Raw genomic sequence first — 21,072 nt, 5'->3', positions numbered from 1 at the left:
CCGAGTGAGCAGGTTTGTTTGTTTATGAAAGAATTCCTTCTAAAAACTCCTGATTTAGGTGATACTGAAAAAATTGAACTGGTTCGTTGGTTATGCAAAGAAGGCCAAATGGTGAAAGAAGGGGACGAAGTGATCGAACTTGTCACGGATAAAGCTGCTTTTCCAGTCGAATCCCCCTATGCTGGGACATTAAAAAAAATCCTAATCGAACAAGGATCGGTAGTGAAAAAAGGAGATATCCTCGGAATTATGGACATTAACGAATGAAAATCCTTCATATCTCCGATTTACATTTCCCGAAGAAACTTTCACTTTTTTCACTTCGAGGAAAAGCAATCGTCGGATACCTCAATTACCATGTGAGGAGAAAGTCAAAACATCCAGTGGTTCTCATCGCTGCGATGGTGGACACAATTCAAAATTTAGAATATGATGCACTTGTGATTTCGGGTGACCTAACCAATGTTTCACACCCGAGTGAGTTTCAAAATGCAAAAGAGATCTTAAAACCGATTCTTACGGACAAAACGTTCTTAATTCCAGGGAACCATGACCGTTACCAAAAACGGGCCATGGGTCCAAACCCACTCTTCGAAAAAGCATTTGAAGAATGGATGGGGGAATCAAAAGACCCAAATTTTTACCTACGCACCAAACGCATTGCGGGTAAACTTTTTGTAGGTTGGGATTCCAATCTAGCCATTCCAAGGATCACAGCCAATGGGTATGTGGCAAAGGAAGTGGTGGAAAAAACAGTAGGGTTAGCAAACGAACCTTATGTCCTTGTGGGACACCATCCTCTTTGGAATCCAAATGCAGAAGTGGAATCAGCATCGCATCGATTGTCCAACAGAAAAGAAGTAGTGAATGGTTTACAAACCAATCCTCCCGAATTGTACCTACATGGACATACACATACCAACTGGGTGAAACTTCCCGGCAAAGAAACTCCCTTTACGATTGTGAACTCTGCATCGAGTACTCGGTTATCAGATTCTAAACATGAGTGTGGGTTCCATTTGATCGAACTAGGGAAACAAACCCATTACCGTCGTTTTATATATTCAGAAAACAAATTCACAGAGACAAATCCCATTCTTTACGAAGAGACTGAGGGAGTTGTCTAAAGGACATACCATGGCAAATGATAAAATTGATTTAACCTCCATCCAACGGCAACTCATGCAAGTGAAACACCCGGAACTCAAAAAAGACATTGTGAGTCTCGGAATGGTAGCACAAGTCACACCAACTGATGATGGAATTGAAATCCTCATCAAAACTCCCAATGCAGATCGTCGTTTGCAAATTGGACTTGAAGCACAAACAAGACAACTCATCTCCAAAATCGAAGGTGCTGGGAAAGTTAAGATTAAATTTGAAGTCGACCAAAACCTCAAAATGGAAGATGGGAACCGAATCTTTGGTGTGAAAAAAGTCATCGCTGTTGGTTCGGGAAAAGGTGGGGTCGGTAAGTCCACTGTCACTGCGAACTTAGCGAGTACCCTTGCAATGAGTGGCAAAAAAGTGGGAATCTTAGATGCCGATATCTATGGACCTTCCCTCGGAAAGATGTTTGGGATCAATGGCCGAGTGGCATTAAAATCCGAAGAAGATAAAATTTATCCAATCGAAAAACATGGAATCAAACTCATTTCCTTTTCCTTCCTTGTGACAGAAGACCAACCTGTTGTTTGGCGTGGACCAATGCTTGGGAAAGCCATCGAACAGTTCTTATACGATGTGGTTTGGGGGGAACTAGATTACCTTTTCATTGACCTACCACCAGGAACAGGAGACGTCCAACTCTCTCTTGCCCAACTCATTGACCTTGATGGTGCTGTGATTGTCACCACTCCACAAGAAGTGGCAGTACTCGATGCAGGTCGTGCTGCTGCGATGTTCAAACAAGTGAAAGTTCCCATCCTCGGGATTGTGGAAAACATGAGTGGCTTTGCTTGTCCGAAATGTGGGCATGTCACCGATGTTTTTTCCAAAGGGGGAGGGGAAAAACTTTCCAAACAAGTCGGAGTCCCGGAACTGGGAGCAGTCCCTCTCACACTTGATGTCATGAGTTCGGGAGAATCGGGGAAACCAGCCTTACTTGACGCAAAAGACTCTCCTTTGAAAGAGGCATATTTTTTGATCGCAAAGAATTTAGAAGAACAAATTGCGAATTGGGAAGAGTAAAAATCACTTGTTTCTTCTCTGGCTTTTCTTAGTCTAAAGGATACACTATGAATTTTGAACGCGGTTCCAAACCAAATCCAACAGGGAATTTAATCGCATACTGCCATGTATTCGGAGAAAATCCGATTGCTCCAGGTGGGAAAATCATAGCCTCTAATGTAGTGGTGAGTTTCTTAAAAATAGGAGACAACTACCCTGTGGTGACATTTCCACCCGTGGCACTTCCTTCCAAAGAGGAACTCATGAAAATCCTCTCGGACAATATCCATTTGTATGATGTGGTGCAACTTCCTGACTTTCAGATGCCAGAAAACAAGGAACAGGCGAACCAATACATCCAAGAACGAATGGAACAATTCAATTCCATGGTAATGCGGTATGTGGAATTTTGTAAGGCAAAAGAAAAGAAAACGCAAAACCAAAACTTAAACGACCAAATTGACCAAGTGAGCGAACCACTCGAAACCTTAGCCAATCTATCGATTGAATTCCGCAATACCTCTGGGATTGCTCGTGAAGCCACAAGGCTTAAGATGGAACGAATTGTGGACTACTTCCATAACAACCACCCCACACTTGACATTGATAATTTCAAAAAAGCGTTGTCGGTTCCAGGAAAAGTAGGGGATGAACTTGTTGGCCTTTACATCCAAAAGTTCAATGCGATCCAAATCGAAAATTACGAAACGGCTTCTGATTTGCGGAAACGCATTTTAGAAATTGAATCCACTGCCACTTAACTTTCCAGTCTCTATTGAAAAAAACGCCTCCATCAAAAAACGAATGGAGGCACTTGGCATCCGCGAGTCTGATCTAAAAGAACAATTTGTGAAGGCGAGTGGGAAAGGGGGACAAAACGTCAATAAGGTGGCAACCGCTGTTGTGTTACTCCACCTTCCTACTGGCAAACAAGTGAAGTGTAGTATTTACCGCAGCCAAGGGCTCAACCGTTACAAAGCCCGTGATCTACTTTGTTTGGAACTAGAGAAAGAACAGAGACCCGAAAGCTTCCGACAGAAACTTGGTGCCATCCGAAAACAAAAAGCCAAACAAAAGAAACGTTCAGTGGAGAAATATAAAGAAACGAGTATCGAAAATGGCGAAACCGAAGATTGAATCAGAGTGAGTTCTCAAAATTTGGTCCAATCCATCAAATGTTTGGTAAGTTAGCAGAAAGGCGCTGTTATGCGATGTTTTTTTAATTAGAAAAGTAGGTTATTTACTCCAGTTCTCAATTTTTAAATCAGGAATCAATGAGAAATGTTTTTCATTATTAGTAACTAAGGTATAATTTAAAAATAAAGCAGTTGAACCGATTAGAAGATCGAAATCGTCAACTGTATTTCCTTTTTTCTGTACTGTAGCCTTTACTTCTCCAAAGGTTTCAACAATTCCTTTCGTCAATTCAATGACAGGAAAAAGTTCTCCAATTCTATATACAGTCGCCAGATTTTTCTCTCTACTTTTTGATTTCTTCGCACCAAATATTAGTTCGCCATAAGTAATTACAGAAATGACCTTCGAAATATTTTTCTTCTCGATAAGATTGTTTTGAACTTTTTCATTCCCTTTTAGGCTGTATAATATTATATCTGTATCAATCAAATAACTCATCTGTTGTCCTAGATTGATTATTTCTTGATCTTGAAGATCGAATGTCTGAAATTATATCTTTTGCATCTTTGTTGTCATGCCAAGAGTTAGTAAGCTTAAGAAACTCTCGAGTTTGTAATTCACTTTCCAGGTTGTCTCTTTTTAAATGATTTTCGATCATCATGACAACTTCTTGACTTACTGAGCGATGCTCTAATTCAGCTCTTCTTTTTAAAGATTCATAAAGTCTGTTATCTATGTCTCTGACTTGTAGATTTGCCATTTTTAAAATATAATGGTGATTCATGAGTATGCAAGCATATTTCATGCAATTTTCCAGGATTAAGTTTAAAAACAAGTCGCATATCGGAGAATCATTTTCCTGACTTTTCCATTCCCCTTATGGAATTTGTTTGGCTCTTCACCCATAAAAAAAGGCCTCGGATGTGACTCACGAGACCTTTTCGGTGTTTGGCCTGTTTGGATCACCAAAGAGACCAAAGAAAAAATGAGGGGGATGATTTACATCATGCCTCCCATTCCTCCCATACCACCCATTCCTCCCATGCCGCCCATTCCAGCACCAGAAGCATCTTTCGGCTCAGGTTTGTCTGTAATGGTCACTTCAGTGGTGAGGATCATCGCTCCAATAGAAGCTGCATTTTGAAGGGCAGAACGAACCACTTTCGCAGGGTCAACCACACCAGCTTTGATTAAGTCTTCCCAAACCATAGTGAGTGCGTTGAAGCCTTCGTTTCCTTTACGGGCACGAGCTTGTTCAACAATCACAGATCCTTCAAGACCAGCATTAGAAGTGATCATACGGATAGGTTCTTCTAATGCACGTAAGATGATGTTCGCACCAGTTTGTTCGTCACCAACTAGTTTAAGAGCTTTCACTGCATCTTGTGCACGAAGTAGTGTGAGTCCACCACCAGGTACAATTCCTTCTTCCACTGCCGCACGAGTTGCAGAAAGAGCATCTTCGACACGAGCTTTTTTCTCTTTCATTTCTACTTCCGTTGCAGCACCAACGTGGATCACAGCCACACCACCAGCAAGTTTTGCAAGGCGTTCTTGGAGTTTTTCACGATCGTAATCAGAAGTTGTATCTTCGATTTGTTTTTTGATTTGGTTCACTCGGCCTTGGATGTCTTTAGAAGCACCAGCACCTTCGATGATGGTTGTGTTTTCTTTGTCTACGACCACTTTTTTCGCGCGACCGAGCATCTTCACATCAGCGTTTTCGAGTTTCATTCCGAGGTCTTCAGAAATCACTTGTCCACCAGTGAGGATTGCGATGTCTTCAAGCATTGCTTTTCTTCTATCACCAAACCCTGGAGCTTTTACAGCCACACATTGGATGGTTTTACGAAGTGTGTTCACAACGATTGTTGCAAGAGCTTCGCCTTCCACTTCTTCTGCGATGATGACAAGTGGTCTACCCGCCTGTGCAATTTTTTCAAGCACTGGGAGAAGGTCTTTCATCGAAGCAATTTTTTTGTCGTAAATTAAGATGAATGGATCGTTGAAAGTTGCGATCATTGCTTCTGGATCAGTTACCATATAAGGTGATACGTATCCACGATCAAATTGCATACCCTCTACGATATCAAGAGTAGTCTCGATGGATTTTGCTTCATCCACAGTGATCACACCTTCTTTACCTACTTTGTCAAAAGCTTGTGCAATGAGGTTACCGATTTCAGGATCATTGTTTGCAGAGATCGTTGCAACGTTTGCGTATTCTGCTTTGCTATTGATTTTGATTGCGTGTTTTTTGATTTCTTCCACAGCGACAACAACTGCTTTGTCAATTCCGTGTTTGAGTGCCATTGGGTTTGCACCCGCAGTTACGTTTTTCAAACCTTCGTTGATGATGGCTTGTGCAAGGATGGTTGCAGTGGTTGTTCCGTCTCCGGCGATGTCGTTCGTTTTGGTAGAAACTTCTTTCACCATTTGAGCGCCCATGTTTTCAATTGCATCTTCTAGTTCGATTTCTTTCGCAACTGTAACACCGTCTTTTGTGATGGTAGGAGATCCAAATTTTTTGTCGATGACTACGTTACGACCTTTTGGTCCAAGTGTCACCTTCACTGCGTTAGCGAGTTTGTTCACTCCGCTAAGAAGTTTTCTACGTGCTGTTTCATCAAATTCGATTGTTTTAGCCATGGTTAATGATTCCCTTTTATGATTAGTTTGTTACGACACCGAGGATGTCGCTTTCACGGATAATGAGTAAATCTTTTCCGCCTTGTTTGATTTCTGTTCCAGAATACTTTCCGTATAGAACTGTATCCCCAACCTTTACTTCTAAAGGAACGAGTTTACCGTCTTCGTAACGGCCTTGTCCCGCAGCGATGACTTTGCCTTCTTGTGGTTTTTCTTTGGCCGTGTCTGGGACGATGATGGATCCGATTTTTTCTTCCGACTCATTCTTAGGCTCGACGACGACTCGGTCGCCTAAAGGTTTAATTGACGCCATGAGTGACTCCTTGTATGCATTCTACTGATTAATACTAAGTTTAGCACCATTTCAAAAAGAGTGCTAAACTCAAGTACCATAGAATGATTGGAGGAAGGATTCGTCAAGCACTTTCAATCAAAGAGTGCTAAAATGAAATTAGAACCCGAAAAGCCCTGTTTTTTTGCGTTTTGAGCCGCGCTTGGGGGTGACACCGAGCATCCCGAGTAGGCCCCGAGTCACTTCCTTGGCAACGGTCCTTCCTACTTCTCTGGCGAGGGGGTTTTTGGAGAGGGTTTCCACAAAACTGGGGTCTTCTTTTTCTTTGGCACGTTTGGATTTGGGTTTTTTGGATCCCGTTTCCTCTTCTGCCGATTCCGTCTCGTCGGCAATGGTTTCCATCTTTTTAGTGAGCATTTCGTGAGCACTTTCCCGATCGAGGGTGGTTTCGTATTTTTTCACTAGTTCCGATTTTCCAACCAAACCTTCGAGTTCCTTTGTTGTGAGAGTTCCCATACGAGACTTGGGAGGACAGAGAAAGGTGTGGACGAGGGGAGTGGGAGATCCTTTGGTATTTAGGGCTGTGATGAATGCCTCCCCAATCCCAAGTTCTGTGATCACTTCTTTGGTATCATAAAAATCCGTTTCTGGATAATTTTCGGAAGCGGTTTTGATCGCCTTGCGGTCGTTTGCTGTGAAGGCGCGGAGGGCATGTTGGACTTTGAGTCCCAATTGGCCTAAAATTTCCTTTGGTAAATCGGTTGGCGATTGTGTACAAAAAATAATTCCCACACCTTTGGAACGGATGAGGCGTACCATTGTTTCCAATTGTTTTAACAAATCACTGGAAGCTTCATCAAAGACCAAGTGGGCTTCATCGATGAATAATACTAGTTTTGGTTTCTCCAAATCACCTTCTTCTGGAAAATTCGCATAAATCTCTGTGAGGAGAGACAACATAAATGTAGAAAAAAGACGTGGTTTGGTTTGAATGTCTGTGAGCCTGACAATGGAAATTTTCCCTTTTTTAGATTCTGTTTGGATAAGGTCATCCACATCAAACGAAGGTTCACCAAAAAAATCCTCCCCGCCTTGGCTTTCCAGATCCATTAACTTTCGTAAGATGATCGAAACACTTTGAGAGGAAACAGTGCCGTATTCTTTTTCTAGTTCCTCTTTGCCTTCGTCATTGATGTATTGGAGTGCTTTTTTGAAATCCTTGAGGTCAAGGATGGGAAGCCCCAAATCATCACAGTATTTAAAGACAAGGGAAACCACACTGCCTTGTGTTTCATTGAGTTCCAAAATCCGAGAAAGTAAAATCGGACCAAACTCGGCAACTGTTGCACGGAGTTTGACCCCTGGTTCTTTGGAGATGGATAAAAATTCAACGGGGTAGGTTGTGGGATTCCATTCCGAACCAAGGATCTTGGTTCGTTCTTCGATTTTTTCATTGGATTCGCCTTCTGCCGCAAGACCAGAAAGGTCTCCTTTGATGTCCATAAGGACAACGGGCACACCCGCATCGGAAAGGGATTCTGTGAGGAGTTGTAAGGTTTTGGTTTTTCCTGTTCCCGTGGCACCGGCGATCAGACCATGTCGGTTTAAGGTGGAGAGGGGGATTTGGACCTTGGCTTCAGGGAAAGTGTCCCCATCAAATTTTCCACATCCTAAAAAAAGGGACCCGTCACTTGGGTATCCTTCCTGGATTTTTTTTGTAAATGCATCGGATTGTTTGGCCATTGGTTCCCTCGAAACTCCACTAGTTCATTTTCATTCCCCACTAAGTCAATGTTTTCTAAGCGGAGAGTGGGCAATGCGCTCGGCATTTCCAAGTGATCCTTTGGTTCGTTCTGCCATTTCCCCGAAATTTCTCGTAGAACTCCTAATAAGATTTGAGTTTTTCCAATTTCTTTTTAAGATTTGGATGTGGAACGGATTCTCAGAGCAAACACATTCTCCCTTTTAGTCATCGTTTTCCTTTTTTTGCCATTGGCCCATTGCAACCGGAGTATCCCTTCTTTGGCTTCTGCCAAAACCATCCAAAATGGAATTTTGGACCTGACCGGGGAAGATCCAAAAACCTTGGACCCATTCCCTTTGGCAGGTGAATGGCATGCCTTCCCAGGAGAATTGCCAGAAACAGAAGCCGAGTTCCAAGCACTCGAAAAGAAAACACCTGTTCCGCTGGCTGTCCCTGCCTATTGGGTGAACCAAAACCTTCCCGCCCATGGTTATGTGACCTACCGCTTACAATTAAAGGTAAAGGAGCCGATGAACCTCATGGTTTATTTACGAGAGGCATCATCTGCGTACAGATTGTACTATTCCAATCCCGAACGTGGACTCGTCCTACTTGGATCGGCAGGCAAAGTTTCTAAAATCAAAGAAGATTCCATTGGGTATTATTTAGAAACAGGACGTTCGTTTCGTGCGACAAACGACACTGTCCTTTACTTACAAATTTCAAACTATTTGTACTCTCGAGGTGGTCCTTACTATTCACCAATTCTCGGTGAAGTAGGAAAAACGATCCTTTACCTTCGTTTCAAAGAAAGGAAAAAATCATTTTTCTTTGGAGCCTTTCTTGTGCTCGCCATCACACATTTATTCTTATACATCCATCGTAGAAAGGACAAATCCCCTCTTTGGTTTGCACTGCTTTGTTTTTCATGGCTTGTTCGCATTTTATTATTCGAACGAGTTTCCAGAGACTGGTTTGTGGGAAGTGACTTTCTTGAGATGTTTCAAATTCGTTTGGAATATTTAGCTTTTTGTGGGATCCAAATCTTCAGTTTACTTTTCTTTTTCCATGTCCAACCACATTTGGTTCCAAACAAATTCAAACGGTATTTGCTCGTTCCCATCCTACTTGAGATTCTCATCATACTCACGTCACCGTACGCTGTGTACACAAAATTACTTGTGTTTAGCCAAGCTTACATGGTTGTGATTTTAATTTTAGCCTTTATTGCCGCGGTAAGGTCTACTTTCCAAAGAGAAACACGTTATGTGGGAGCATTCATCACGTTTGGTACATTTGTGATCTTATCTGCAACCATTTACGATTCAGTTGTTTTTTTCAAACGATGGGACCTACCTCTCATCACTGATTTAGGATTTGGAATCTTTTGTATGTGCCTTGCCATTGTGATTTCCAAACAAAATGCGCATACCTGGGAAACGGCAGAATACCTTACCTTAAATTTACGCAAAGAAGTAGAATGGAAAACCTTAGAGCTTAAAAAAGAAAAAGAAAAGGCTGAAAAAACAGGGGAATTAAAAGATAAATTTATCTCCATCGTCTCTCACGACATTCGTTCTCCCCTTTTTGGAATCTCGTCCGTTGTCAATTTACTCACAGAATCACCACCCTCCCTTTCTCCAGAAAGAGCCAAACAAGTGCTTGGCGAAGCATCCACTGGTCTCAAAAACATTCTCAGTATGGTGGAAGAACTCATCAAATACTCACGATTTCAAAATGCAGCTGTATTTCCTGATTACCAACTTTTTGACTTCCGTCAAATCACAGACCAACTCATTGAACGAGTACAGGAAATGGCAAAACCTAAAAACATCACCATCCTGACGCAAATGGAGGAATCCTCCATTGGGATTGGAGACCCTAATCTCATTGAACATTTGATCTGGAACCTACTTACGAATGCAGTTAAGTTCACAAAAGAGTCGGCAACAGTCGAAGTTTCACTCACCGAATCGAATAAGTATTGGAGCCTCAAGGTGACAGACACTGGGATTGGGATGCCGAAATACTGGACCGAACATGTGTTAGAAGAAGGATTTTTGTTTGTACGCAAAGGTACAGCGGACGAAATGGGAGCCGGGGTTGGCTTAGCGTTTTGTCGCGAAGTGGCAGAACGACATGGGGCAAGTCTTCTTGTCCAATCAGAGGAAGAGAAAGGAACATCGGTTGAGCTCCTCCTTCCCAATTTTGAAAAAATTGTCCTCATCCTCGACGACAACCCAGGTTACCGCAAACAAATCCGAAAGGTCTTAAAAGACATCCCTTGTATCATTTGGGAAGAGGAATACCCAGATCACGCCTTGTATTCAGTCTCAAGGTTAAAACCTGATCTCATCATCGTGGACTTTTCCATGCCGGATAAAACAGGGATCGATTTTTTAAGGGATTTGTATTCTAATTCCGAAATGGAAGAAATTCGTTCTATGCTCGTATCGAGTTCTCATACAGATCCAAACACAGGTTATAAATTAGAAACAGAAGTGATCGATCTTGGGGGAGATGCTTTTTTAACAAAAACATCCCCCGATCAAAAGATGGTCGAACTTGTGAAGAGACTGCTCGACCTTTGAGGTTTAGATTAACATTTGTTCTTTGGCGCGACCAATGAGTTCCGCAACGGTTTTCGCATTGAATCTGTCTTTCAAACGTCCGACATGGTATTCTACCGTTCGTTTGGAAAGCCCAATGTCGGTTCCAATTTCTTGGTAGGTTTTGCCTTGTCCGAGGAGAGTGAGGATTTGTTTTTCCTTTTTGTTGGCAACCTTACCATCCTGTGGTTTTCGATTGAAGCTGAGTTTTAGGTTTTTGGAATACACCGTTTTCCCAGAGGCAATCTCATTCAGGTTCCGAGTGAGGCTACTCAAGTCATCACTCTTCAGAAGATACCCATCCACTCCCGCTTCAATGGCCGAATGGACAATGGGTTGTTCATCGAGCATGGTGAGGGTGACCACTTTGAGTTGTGGCAGGTCTTTTTTCCAATCTTTCACCATATTGAGGACGTTTTCCCCAGGAATGCGAAGGTCGAGCAGGACAAAATCGGGTCTCGTTTCTTGGAGGAGGTTTGCAATTTGAGAGGAATGTTCGGCTTCTCCCACCACTTCAAAATCATTCGAAGCATTGACCACATGTTTCACGCCGACCCTGGTCACTGCGTGGTCTTCAACGAGTAATACCTTCTTTTTCGGTGTCATAAATTTCCCTTTATCTGGATCTAAGAAGCTGATTTCTTCCTAGCGTTTCCCCCTAGTAGACGAGGAGAACTGGCAATATTAGTACTATTCCGTTTCATTTGTCCAGAAAAAATCATGAGTTTTTCTACTTAATTTTCTCTTGCAAAATCAGAAAGTTTCCCCCATGTTCAAAAGATCCTAGGAGAATGAATGAATACTAAAGTAGAGAGTCTCAAAAAAATATATCTCTTCCAAAAGTTAAACCAAGATGAACTATTACATATAGCTGAAAAGATTCGGGAAGTCCACCTGCCTCCTAGAAATGTTTTGTACGACATGGGAGAGGAAGCCGAATCCATGTACATCGTCAAGTACGGAACCCTTCAAATTTCCACTTCCACAAGCCACGGGGACGATGTGAACCTCATCACCCTCGGAGAAGGGGATCACTTTGGGGAATTGCCTTTTTTTGATGACGAAAAACGATCTGCCAAAGTCGAAGCCAAGGAAAACTCCGAACTCTACGAACTTCGGTATGCCGATTTGCATGATATGTTCTCCAAAAACAAAGAAATGGAGCTGAAATTTTACAAAGAAGTCACCCATTACTACATCCGCCGCCTCAGAAAGTTAACACACGATCTAGCGTATGCAAGGGAACTGCGAAAACGTTTTGCCTAAAGCCAGCGCAAGAGACAAAATTTTACTAAATTAGTAATTTTTATCGCACACATTCGAAAAAACCTTTTCCATTCCTCAGTTTCTTCCTATTACAGCTAAGGAATGGGTTTCACAATCCGATACTATTACCGTAGGCAGGGAGAAGGAATGCATGGTGGACCCCGAAATCCTAACCGAGAAGATCGTAACACAAAACAAGACTTTCTTGGTGGATTTGAAGAAAAACCAGGCTGGATTTTACCTGAAAGTATCGGAATGGTCGAATAGTAAAAAATCCTCGATCTTTCTTCCGGCGGAAGGAATCGATCGAATGATCGAAATCTTGCATCAATTTAAAAGCCGGATAGCCGATAATGAGAATACGAAAGACCCGGAGTTAGGAGCCTTTTAGGAGTGAGTTTCATGGGGAAATTAGGAATGACCAAACTGTTGTTAGGCCTCTTCCTTTCAATAGGAATGTTGTACGCACAGGCAGATACTGGCGGACAAAATACAGCTAACACTGCAAATGATGAGGATAGCCCTCTAAGAAAAATCGTTTTAGATGATTTTGAAGAGGCTGAGGATTGGAGAGTCAAAGCAACCACTCCACTCGGTGAAACAAGGACTTTAAAACTTGTGCAACGTGGGCTCATCAAAGATGTATTCGATGAAAAAACCGTACCAGAAGATGGTGGGGACAAAATCGAAAAAAACCATATTTTAGGAGTCAAAACACATTTTGCTGCTAAAGGGCTGGATCGTGTGGAATTATACCCTCCGCATGAATACATCATCAAAGGAAAAGTAAGACAAATTTCTGTATGGGTCCTCGGACGTAAATACAGACACACCTTATTTGCTAAATTCAGAGATTATAAAGACGTAACACATAATATCCGTTTGGGTCGCTTGGATTTTTTTGGATGGAGAAAGTTGACAGCAACTGTTCCTGGATTCATCCCTCAAAGTACGAGATTTGCTCTCTTGGATAAAAACCTACACTTTGTTTCCCTCTTTGTGACATCCGATGTCCACGAAGTAGCAGGGGACTTCTACTTTTATGTAGATGATTTACAAGTGAGAACAGACAGATCCGAGGCAAAATACCCTGGTTCTGAAATTAAGGACAATTGGTAAGCGGGAGAAGGGAACAATGGAAAACAAAAAAACAAAAATCCTAACTTTATTAGCGCTCACCTCGGTAGCCCTCATTGGTTTTGCAGAGGCACAATACAAAGTCTCCAACGGCGTGGCAACACCTGTGGGAAATGACATTGGAGCTCTAGAACTCAAAGCCATTACCATTGAATCTTGGGACAATCCAGTATCTTCGGCACCATTTGGTTGGGAAGTGTTCACTGACAAAGACGGCGTGAACAAAGATGGATCTGGGGATATGAAGTTTGATGAAAACAATAAATATTCTCCTGTTCTGAATGACCCAGCAAAATCTCCTCTTGTGAGTAGAGAAGTGAAACTGGTTCCAGGAAAACCTGGGGATGTGAAAAACGTAGATGCAGGGAATGCAAAAGTTTTGGCGGTCAAATTCCAATTCACATTTCCTGGTAACAACGTTGTGACCATTCGCCCACCTCGTGCTCCTGAGTATGAAGTCACCAGAGCTCGTTCGTACATCGATGCAGACAACAAAAAGAAAATGGAAAAAGTGTATGGAATTGAAGCTCCAGGAAACGTAAAAGCCATTTCTGTTTGGGTCCTTGGCCGTGGGAACGAGTATGATTTAGAAGGTTGGTTAGAAGATTATAATGGCAATAGCCATATCTTCCCTTTTGGATCACTTGACTTTGTCGGATGGAGACCACTCCATATTCTCATCCCTCCAGGGATTCCGCAAGAAGCCAATGCTTTCCCTGCGACAAGGAATTTGATTTTCAAACAATTCAAAATCCGTTCCAGAACAAGTACGGGACCAGAAACAGTGTATCTCTTCTTTGATGAACTCAGAGTCCTTGCGGATACTTTCGAAGTTCACTTTGATGGAGCAAACCTCGACTTTGATGAAGAAGATTGCAAAAACAAAGTGAAATTGGAGCAAATGCTCCAGAAGTCTGGAGCGATCTCCACTAGTGCCAAAGTGCGCGATTGTGGGGGAAGCAACGGATCTTCCCAAAACAAATAGATCCCTATTCACTCCAAGGGAATCTACTTGGACCAGGAAAACCCAGCCAATCGGCTGGGTTTTTTGGCTTTACAGAATCGAACGGACCTGGAAAATGAACCCTAGGACTGTTCTTTTCGCGGATTCATCGCTAAATTTACCGTAACAACTTTATAGGAACTATGAACACCCTTTATTGGAAATACGAAGAGGGAGATTCTTTTCATGCCTGAGACTATTACCGAAGACAAATCAAACAAAATTGCCGACAACGACAAACTCACACCTCTATTTAATGAGGAAATTTATGTTCGTGCTGATGCAGGAACGGTTCCCGTTTCTAAATTCAAAATCTTTGACGATGTCATTGATGCATACAAGGCAGAAAATCGTCTAGCGGAAGCTAAACAAAAAATTGAAGACCATTTCAAAGAACACCCTGAGTCAATCTCCGCCAAATACATGTTAATGATCATATCTTTCATGGAAGATTCCATGGGAGATGCGAATTTGGTGAAGAACATTTTGGATTCTTTCAAAGCTCATGCGAAATGGACGATCATTGAATACATAACTGATTCTATTTTACGTTTTGGTGACCATAGACTTGCGCTTCGTGTGAAAGCGGAAGCTCTCGATAAACTCAAGAAAAACAAAGAACTCAAAGTTGTACTTGAAAAATTAGCCAAACAAGACCGCAAAAACCCAGAGATCGCAAAGAAGTACGGATTCTCCATTATGGAAGAAGACAAACCGAAAGCGATGTCTTATCTCAAACTTGCCGTTGAGATGTATGCAAAAAATAAAGAATACGTTCCGATGGAAGAGATTTGGCCTACCATCGTTCAAAACAATTATGAAGATGTTTCCTTCTTCGATAAAATTGAACGGATCTTACTTGGACAAAGAGAAAAAACTCGGTTAGTCGGTCTATTATACCCAATTGTAGAACCATTCAAAGCAATGGAAGATTGGGATCATGTCATCTATTTTCTAAAGAAAATATTAGAACACGAGCCTGCTTCACAAAAAGCAAGAAACGAACTCATCCGTTCTTACAAACAAAAATATGTAGCCCATTCACTTTTGGAAGATTTCCTCAAGATGAGTGAACTTGGTAACAACCGTAAACCGGTCAAACTTTGTATCACAAACTTTGAACGAAACATCGTGTTTGATACTGGTAACTATGTGATGCATAGAAACTGGGGTGTGGGTAAAATCACATCCATCTCTCAAACGGGAGATTCTATCTTTGTTGATTTTGAAGAAAAGAAAGACCACAAACTTTCCATCCAAATGGCAATCACTTCCTTGAAGCCTCTCAAGAAAGACCATATTTGGGTGCAACACTTTGAAGACAGACAAGGTATCAATACTATGTTTGCTGAGAACTTACCTGAGTTCTTAAAACAACTTCTGAAATCTTACGACAACCGAATGATCATCGGTGACATGAAGAACGAACTCATTGGAACCTTCCTGAAACAAGAGGAATGGTCTAAGTGGTGGGCAAAGGTAAAATCGGTTCTGAAAAAAGAAGCGAACATTGGAATGAATCCGAAGAAAAAGGATGAAGTGGTATACCACGAAAAACCAATCACTCACTCTGAAACCCTCACTCAAAAATTCCAAGCTAGTAATGATGCGAATAAAAAATTAGAAATCGCAATGGAAGCAGTGCGCGATTCTGATGAAGCTGCGGAAGCGGGTGAGTTTTTTATCTCTCATTATGTGGAAGAAGAATCGGCTCGTGACATCATTCGTAAAATTTCTGCTTATCTATACTTGGAAGAAGCAGGAAAGGCGTGGCCAACAGAAGAATTTTCGCATAAAATCAGAGAACCTGAATTAAAAACCCTAATCCAAACTCTAACAAAAGAGGATGCTCTCAAAATTTCAAAGGCATTGGAAAACACGGATATCAAAAAAGGTTTCAAAGACCTGATTCGATCGCACCACCCAGAAGCGATCAATATCCTCATCGGACTTCTTTTTGAAGTGCCAGTGAAGGTAAACAGGTCTGTTTTCCAAAACTTGGTTGCTGATGAAAAGTATGCAGAACTCAATTTGTTTTTCGAAACGGTTTGTAACAAATCCAAAGAAAACCCTGAAGTTTTCCTTTGGGTGGCAAAATCCATTCTTTCTCATACCTGGAAATTTGATTGGCTAAAAGTCAGTGAAGAAGACCTCGTACTGCGAGTGTTCCGAATCTTAAAACCACTTGCCAAAATTGAAGACAAAGGAACTAAACTCAAAAACCAAGCGATGGACATTTTGTTCGGAAAAGACAATAGTCTTCTCCGCGACATTTTAACCAATGCGGATGATGAGTATGTTCGGAAACTATTTGCTCTTTTCAAAGAAGTCCCTTATGTGACAGACTTAGAAAAAGACCAATTGTATGCTCTTATCAACGAACTGAAACCAAATATTGTTTGGGACGAGTATGACTCTGAAGAAGATGCAGACGATGATCCATTGGCAAATCTTCCACACGATGTGGTGCTTGTCACAAGACGCGCGTTTAATGCTAAAAAACTTGAATTTGAACATTTAGTGAATGTGGAAATGGCGGAAAACTCTCGTGATATCGGTGAGGCCCAAGAAAAAGGGGACTTACGTGAAAACGCAGAATACAAAGCGGCGATGGAAAAACAAGCACAGCTCCAAGCGGCCATCAAACGTTTAGAAGCTGAACTCAAAAGTGCTCGAATTTTAGATTTAAGTGATGTCAAAACAGAAAAAGTAGGGATCGGAACCACTGTGCGTTTGAAAAACAAACAAACTGGTGAGTCTGTCACTTACTCGATCTTAGGTGCATGGGATGCTGATACTGAAAAAAATATCATCTCTTACCAATCACCGCTCGCAAAATCCTTACTTGGAAAACACACAGGAAACGAAGCAACACTTGTCTTTGGTTCTACAGAAACAGTTTACGAAGTTTTGGATATTGCCCGTTACTCAATGACTGGACAGGAAGCCTGAAGAAGGTCTTCCTTCCAACCATTTGTAGAAATTAGATCCACAAACGGTTCGGAACTATTTCCGGCAAAATCAGAGGCCTTAACTTCCAAAAGAAGATAAGGCCTTTCTTTTTGTAGGCTTTTGGGAATGAGAACACGGATTGCACTCCGATCCGGATCATATTCATAAGGATACGTCTGTCCATCGACTAACAGTTCTACATTGGTTTTAAAACCGCTGCCCACATCGGATAATCCATAATATTTTTCTTCCATACAATGATTTCGCACTTCTGGTAGTTCGATGTAGCGCGCAATTGACGTCATCGGGAAAACGGTCGGGGGAGTTTCGTCACCCAAAACCATCAGGTATCCCAGTTTTGTGAGTTTGAAACTAAAACCATTGGATTTTCGTTTGGGTTGGATTCCTTGGAATTTTCCAATGGAAGAATCAAAAAAATAAAGTGACTCTTTAATGGAAGGTGTGACTCCTAAATTCAGTTCGCCGAGTCCTTCTCCCTTCCAACTCATACGTTTTGTATCTAACTTAAATATTTTACCCTTCAGAGGAAGGCCTTTTGGAATTTTAAATGGAATGTCTTTTTCTAAAACTTCCGAGATGAGTAAACTTCCGTCGCCCGATACTTCTGCTTTTGTTAAATCGATTGTGACGAGTCCATCAACTGATCTGTATTTATTTCCTGTTTTTTTAGAAGTCTGTTTGATTCTGAAATCTTTTGGAGATGGTTCATGGATGATTTCAAAAGAAACGAAAGACTTGTTGCCAGTTGCATCTCGTAGTGATGCTTGGATTTGGATTTTGTCTTTTTTGGGGAATTGGTTTAGGTCTATCGAATATCCTTCGTCTTTGAAGAGTTTCGGTTGTTCATACATATGATAAAAATAAACAGGTGGTGATAAGGAAGATCGGTTGATATCGTAAAATTGGTGTTTTTGGGATTTGTCTTCAAAGGATAAAAAGTCAAAATTCCTAGTAAAAACTGAGTTTCCGTTCACAACTAAATCCATTCCATACACATTGTTTTTGTTACGGGAACGTATTTTATCATAACCACTCATTCGGATTCGTACTTTTCCTGTTAGTTGGATGGAAGTGAATTTATCTCCCATTTCGGTATATAGTTCAAATTTTCCCTTTCCAATTTCTTTGGCTGAAAAGAGGAGGGGACTTTCTAAATCGTCACCTTCCAAAAACATGGACAAAATGGTGGGAGGGGTTACATCCTTCTGGTGGATTTCTGAAAAGTAGAGTGGATTGATATTCCCTTTTTCTGACCGAAATTCTAAGTGGAGGTGAGGGGGCCCAGAACCTGTCTCACCCGTTTTGCCGATGGCATTCCCTTTTTTTGTCGTAAACATACCTGGTGGTAGTTTCAACTGGAATCCAGTCGGATCTCCCATCAAAAGAAGGGCTCTACGTAGTAATTCTAATTCGGTCAGAGTTCCGCCAAAGGAGTGTAAGTGGGCGTATTTGGATTTGATTTTGTATTTTGGATTGTATAGGTTTAAGGAAAGTCCATAACCCGTTTTCGAATAACTAATTTCTTCCACATAACCATCAAAGGTGGCAAGGATATTGTGCCCGTTTAACCCATAAGATTTGAAGTCTGAGCCCAGATGCAAATTGTGATTTCTGATTTCCGCAAATGTACCGGAAACAGGTGAATAATAAGGCAAAGGGAATCCAACCTCGGAGTGAGGGATTTCTGGAATTTTCGAATCCCCAGTTACCATTGTTGGGAATAGGAGTAGGGAAACGAAGGGAAAACAAATCTTTGCCAACCGCATGGGAAAAGTAGAAACTTCCCTCTTCCTTTGTCATGCCTTTCCTTTCCGAAAAGGAAATTCTCTTTCATTTCGATTCCCTTGACAATCTAGACTTAGGACCTAGTATGACAGGGAACAAATTCATATGAAGCCAGGTGTTGTATTCTTATTCTCGCTCGTCGTTTCTGGATGTGCTTTTTTTTCAAAAGAACCTGGTCGACCTCCCAAAATTGATGGAGTTCCCGTCCCTGATTCCAAACGACTGCTCTACATCCAAAATGTGAGGAACAATACCTATTCCCCAGGGATGCATACCCGACTCACCCAAATGATCATGGAAGAGATCGACCGGAGGGGAAGGTTTATCACCACTCGAGAAAAAACTCTCGCGAAATACCGTTTGTATGCAGAAATTGTCCACTACCAACAAGTAGGTGATTTGATGGATTTGGCAGACCAACACATTACATCGGAATTGTTTGTCGTCACTCGAGTCGAAATCATCGAAGCGGAAACAGGAGTCAAAATTCCGATGGAGCGCAGTGAAATCCCTGGCAGAGTCCATTATTCGACTCAAATTGGGTTTCGCGAATCAGAACTCGAAGCACAAAATCGCCTCCTAAGGGTGATGGCTCTGAGAATTGCAGAAGAAGCAGAAAGAGCTTGGTATTATTCCATTTCTGGTGTATTGAATTAAGTTACGAATTTAGGAGATTTAACCCTTGCAAAACGATCCAATTTCCTCCGAAGACACTAAAAAAGAAATGCTCGCCTTTGAGGAGTATCTCAAAGAAAAAGGTTTAAAAATTACAAACCAACGTTTGTTAGTTGCGCAAAAGATTTTTTCTTCTCATAATCATTTTACTGCAGAAGGTTTGCTCGACGAACTGAAAGACAATAAAGACCGAATTTCTAAAGCGACCATTTATCGAATTTTGGCCATTATGGTGGAAGCGGGACTTCTCGAAGAACACGATTTTGGAAAAGATTATAAATACTACGAACATATCATTGGGCATGAACACCATGATCATATCATTTGTATGCAATGTGGTAGGACCGTAGAATTCATCGATGAAAGGATCGAAGAATTACAAAACAAAGCCGCTTCGGAAAATGGTTTTACCATCACAGGCCATAGTTTGAATATTTTTGGCAATTGTACAAACTTTGCAACTTGCGAACATAAAAACAAAAAATAGTGTCTTCTATTTTTAAAGAAGGTATTTACGATACAGGTTCTTATGCGAGGACTGGCACTTTAGATCTGAATGGCATCCAAATCCAAACTCCGATCTTTATGCCAGTGGGCACTCGTGGTAGCATTAAGTCTCTCACTTCTGAAGATATCGATGAACTGGGTTACAACCTCATCCTTGCCAATACCTACCATCTCTATCTAAAACCAGGCAAAGAAGTCTTCGATCATTTTCAGGGCTTAAAAAATTTTATGTCCTACAAAAAGGCATTACTCACCGATTCGGGTGGGTTCCAGGTCTTTAGCCTGGCAAGCCTCTTTAAATTTGAAGACGATGGGGTTCGTTTCCAATCGCATATTGATGGAAGCCATCATAAATTTACACCTGCCTCTGTGATCGATATGCAAAGGTCCATCGGGTCTGACATCATGATGGTACTAGATGATTGTGCCCCTTATGGGAGTGATACCAAACGATTGGAACTTGCCTTAGATCGGACGCACCGTTGGGCTAAGGAATCATTTGCGTATTGGATGGAAAATCCAGGTGGGCAAAATGTATTTCCGATTGTGCAAGGTGGAGTGAATGAAACCCTTCGTCTTCGGAGTTTGGAAACATTACAAAAAATTGATTTTCCAGGAATTGCCATTGGGGGCTTAAGTGTGGGCGAACCAAGGCCTGAATACATTCGCATTTTAGAATGTATGGCCCCTCATTTGGACAAATCGAGACCGAGATACCTTATGGGAGTGGGAACGGTCGTCGATATCCTGGAAGGTGTGAAAAACGGAATCGATATGTTCGATTGTGTTTTGCCCACAAGGAATGCTCGGAATGGCCAAGTTTTCACATCAAAAGGCAAGATCAATCTGCGAAATGAATCCCATCGCCTGAGTGATTCACCAATTGACCCACAATGTGAATGTAAGGTATGCAAAACATATAGTCTCGGTTACATTCGCCACTTACATAAAGTAAAGGAATTAACAGCCTTTTCCTTATCTACCTACCATAATTTATTTTTTATGCAGAGCTTCATGGAAAAGATGCGAAAGTCCATAGAAATAGGCAATTTTCAGGGTTTTTATGACCATTGGAAAAATTTGTTTGGTAGCTAAAATTATTAGGTTGACGTACCCATTTTTTTTG

The 21,072-nt window shown here is 41.5% G+C and carries 21 protein-coding genes; 14 read left to right on the top strand and 7 right to left on the bottom strand.

Annotated elements, in window-relative coordinates; translation table 11 throughout:
* Positions 1-24: 24 nt before the first annotated feature.
* From LEPBI_RS11610 to LEPBI_RS11590, 5 genes are read left to right on the top strand one after another with little or no spacing between them, the layout of a single operon-like run.
* Positions 25-267: a biotin/lipoyl-containing protein gene (locus tag LEPBI_RS11610; protein ID WP_041769872.1), complete on the top strand. Its 243-nt coding sequence runs from the start codon at positions 25-27 to the stop codon at positions 265-267.
* A complete protein-coding gene (locus LEPBI_RS11605; RefSeq protein ID WP_012389305.1) occupies positions 264-1,127 on the top strand; it encodes a metallophosphoesterase family protein in 864 nt (287 codons plus the stop codon). Before LEPBI_RS11610 ends, LEPBI_RS11605 begins: the two co-directional genes overlap by 4 nt.
* Before the next feature lie 10 nt (positions 1,128-1,137).
* The gene (locus LEPBI_RS11600) at positions 1,138-2,190 is read left to right on the top strand and encodes an Mrp/NBP35 family ATP-binding protein (RefSeq protein ID WP_012389304.1); all 1,053 of its coding nucleotides are present in this window, start codon (positions 1,138-1,140) and stop codon (positions 2,188-2,190) included.
* A gap of 47 nt (positions 2,191-2,237) precedes the next feature.
* On the top strand, positions 2,238-2,930 hold the full coding sequence (locus LEPBI_RS11595; protein WP_012389303.1) for a hypothetical protein: 693 nt from the start codon (positions 2,238-2,240) through the stop codon (positions 2,928-2,930).
* Between the two features lie 43 nt (positions 2,931-2,973).
* Positions 2,974-3,306 (top strand): peptide chain release factor family protein, encoded by a 333-nt coding sequence (locus LEPBI_RS11590; RefSeq protein ID WP_012389302.1) that lies wholly within the window; start codon positions 2,974-2,976, stop codon positions 3,304-3,306.
* Between the two features lie 99 nt (positions 3,307-3,405).
* On the opposite strand, the gene LEPBI_RS11585 is transcribed toward LEPBI_RS11590, so the two are convergent.
* The 5 genes from LEPBI_RS11585 to LEPBI_RS11565 form a co-directional block, all read right to left on the bottom strand.
* Entirely contained in the window at positions 3,406-3,804 is a 399-nt protein-coding gene (locus LEPBI_RS11585; RefSeq protein WP_012476343.1) for a type II toxin-antitoxin system VapC family toxin, read from the bottom strand.
* Entirely contained in the window at positions 3,788-4,066 is a 279-nt protein-coding gene (locus LEPBI_RS11580) for a FitA-like ribbon-helix-helix domain-containing protein (protein WP_041770027.1), read from the bottom strand. The genes LEPBI_RS11585 and LEPBI_RS11580 overlap by 17 nt, the downstream gene beginning before the upstream one ends.
* A gap of 239 nt (positions 4,067-4,305) precedes the next feature.
* Complete coding sequence (gene groL / locus LEPBI_RS11575; RefSeq protein ID WP_012389299.1) at positions 4,306-5,955, bottom strand: chaperonin GroEL; 1,650 nt, start codon at positions 5,953-5,955, stop codon at positions 4,306-4,308.
* A 22-nt stretch (positions 5,956-5,977) separates the two neighbouring features.
* Positions 5,978-6,268, bottom strand: a complete 291-nt coding sequence (locus LEPBI_RS11570; protein WP_012389298.1) for a co-chaperone GroES — start codon at positions 6,266-6,268, stop codon at positions 5,978-5,980.
* Between the two features lie 138 nt (positions 6,269-6,406).
* A complete protein-coding gene (locus tag LEPBI_RS11565) occupies positions 6,407-7,990 on the bottom strand; it encodes a helicase HerA-like domain-containing protein (RefSeq protein ID WP_012389297.1) in 1,584 nt (527 codons plus the stop codon).
* A gap of 180 nt (positions 7,991-8,170) precedes the next feature.
* Between LEPBI_RS11565 and LEPBI_RS11560 the strand changes: the two genes are divergently transcribed.
* On the top strand, positions 8,171-10,582 hold the full coding sequence (locus LEPBI_RS11560; protein WP_012389296.1) for a hybrid sensor histidine kinase/response regulator: 2,412 nt from the start codon (positions 8,171-8,173) through the stop codon (positions 10,580-10,582).
* A gap of 3 nt (positions 10,583-10,585) precedes the next feature.
* Here the strand turns inward: LEPBI_RS11560 and LEPBI_RS11555 are convergent, their stop codons facing one another.
* Entirely contained in the window at positions 10,586-11,206 is a 621-nt protein-coding gene (locus LEPBI_RS11555; protein ID WP_012389295.1) for a response regulator transcription factor, read from the bottom strand.
* 189 nt (positions 11,207-11,395) lie between these two features.
* On the opposite strand from LEPBI_RS11555, the gene LEPBI_RS11550 reads away from it, so the two are divergent.
* The 5 genes from LEPBI_RS11550 (at position 11,396) to greA (ending at position 16,958) form a co-directional block, all read left to right on the top strand.
* A complete protein-coding gene (locus tag LEPBI_RS11550) occupies positions 11,396-11,866 on the top strand; it encodes a cyclic nucleotide-binding domain-containing protein (RefSeq protein WP_012389294.1) in 471 nt (156 codons plus the stop codon).
* A gap of 154 nt (positions 11,867-12,020) precedes the next feature.
* Positions 12,021-12,257, top strand: a complete 237-nt coding sequence (locus tag LEPBI_RS11545) for a PurA ssDNA and RNA-binding domain protein (protein WP_015678642.1) — start codon at positions 12,021-12,023, stop codon at positions 12,255-12,257.
* Between the two features lie 11 nt (positions 12,258-12,268).
* Complete coding sequence (flaA2, locus tag LEPBI_RS11540) at positions 12,269-12,985, top strand: flagellar filament outer layer protein FlaA2 (RefSeq protein ID WP_012476342.1); 717 nt, start codon at positions 12,269-12,271, stop codon at positions 12,983-12,985.
* A 16-nt stretch (positions 12,986-13,001) separates the two neighbouring features.
* Positions 13,002-13,988 carry a flagellar filament outer layer protein FlaA1 gene (flaA1, locus tag LEPBI_RS11535; protein ID WP_012389291.1) on the top strand — a complete coding sequence of 329 codons (987 nt, stop codon included), beginning with the start codon at positions 13,002-13,004 and terminating at the stop codon, positions 13,986-13,988.
* Between the two features lie 204 nt (positions 13,989-14,192).
* Entirely contained in the window at positions 14,193-16,958 is a 2,766-nt protein-coding gene (greA, locus tag LEPBI_RS11530; RefSeq protein WP_012389290.1) for a transcription elongation factor GreA, read from the top strand.
* Here the strand turns inward: greA and LEPBI_RS11525 are convergent.
* Entirely contained in the window at positions 16,931-18,745 is a 1,815-nt protein-coding gene (locus LEPBI_RS11525; RefSeq protein WP_012389289.1) for a M23 family metallopeptidase, read from the bottom strand. The two genes, greA and LEPBI_RS11525, sit on opposite strands and share 28 nt — an antisense overlap.
* Before the next feature lie 124 nt (positions 18,746-18,869).
* On the opposite strand from LEPBI_RS11525, the gene LEPBI_RS11520 reads away from it, so the two are divergent.
* The 3 genes from LEPBI_RS11520 to tgt all read left to right on the top strand — a co-directional run bounded on the left by LEPBI_RS11520 (position 18,870) and on the right by tgt (position 21,041).
* Positions 18,870-19,421, top strand: coding sequence for an LPS assembly lipoprotein LptE (locus LEPBI_RS11520; protein WP_012389288.1), 552 nt, complete (start codon positions 18,870-18,872; stop codon positions 19,419-19,421).
* Positions 19,422-19,488: 67 nt separating this feature from the next.
* A complete protein-coding gene (locus LEPBI_RS11515; protein WP_049756727.1) occupies positions 19,489-19,926 on the top strand; it encodes a Fur family transcriptional regulator in 438 nt (145 codons plus the stop codon).
* A complete protein-coding gene (gene tgt, locus LEPBI_RS11510; RefSeq protein ID WP_012389286.1) occupies positions 19,926-21,041 on the top strand; it encodes a tRNA guanosine(34) transglycosylase Tgt in 1,116 nt (371 codons plus the stop codon). Before LEPBI_RS11515 ends, tgt begins: the two co-directional genes overlap by 1 nt.
* The last annotated feature ends 31 nt before the right edge of the window (positions 21,042-21,072 follow it).

It is taken from the genome of Leptospira biflexa serovar Patoc strain 'Patoc 1 (Paris)' (genome assembly GCF_000017685.1).
Taxonomy (GTDB): domain Bacteria; phylum Spirochaetota; class Leptospiria; order Leptospirales; family Leptospiraceae; genus Leptospira_A; species Leptospira_A biflexa.
Note: the sequence above shows the minus strand (reverse complement) of the source record. Positions and strands in the feature narration are given on the sequence as shown.